This window comes from Myroides sp. NP-2 (assembly GCF_014145665.1).
Classification (GTDB): Bacteria; Bacteroidota; Bacteroidia; order Flavobacteriales; family Flavobacteriaceae; genus Flavobacterium.
Map to the genome: position 1 here is coordinate 1 of NZ_JACHTD010000049.1, position 703 is coordinate 703.

Genomic DNA, 703 nt, shown 5'->3' on the forward strand with positions numbered 1-703 from the left:
ATTTACTTTCTATAAGAGCCATTCCTAACTCTACTAAGTCAGTAACATTTGCTTTCCACTTTAGCGTGGAAATATTCTGTTTACTTATTGATAAATCTTTCTGATTGGTCTTGATTGACAATGTTTCCAAATCGTCTTTATCAATAGAAAAACTGACTGTAAATCCTAACTCTTCCAATCTCTTAATAAGAAACTCTTTATTTCGTTCTATTGAGTAACCTATTGACTTTATCAGATTGTTATCTAAATAATTTGGTAGTTCAAAGTTTATCAATATCTGTAACTCATCGTGAATAAAGTTGTGTTCTTGGGCATCAGGATATGAGTTTTTAAAGGCTTCTAATCGACTTTCATAGTGAATAGTATATAAAGAATTGGAACAACCTAAAAAGTATATTTGAGCTTCTTCCAGTTGCTTGTATTCGGTTTTAAAACTGTCATTTATTTGACGTTTGTACTGCTCTTCGGGTTCTAACTCGTATTTTGTAGATGAGTGCTGATAGGCTTCTAATCGATCAGCAAATTCAGGATTTTCAACCCTAAGAGCATCTTGTTCAAATTTTGATTCTAAACGGTTCAGTTCTTCCTGTAAACGAGCTGTTTCTGTAAATTCGATAGGTATCATAAGTCTATTGGTTTGAAGCTAATTTGATTATTTTTGATTGAGGTTTGTTTTTTATGTTGGCTTTCTCCATTTCTGCAA

The 703-nt window shown here is 32.0% G+C and carries 1 protein-coding gene; it reads right to left on the bottom strand.

From position 1 onward, the window contains the following. A partial coding sequence (locus tag H4K35_RS15570; protein WP_182628811.1) for a hypothetical protein occupies positions 1-625 on the bottom strand: 625 nt, incomplete at its 3' end. Between the last annotated feature and the right edge of the window lie 78 nt (positions 626-703).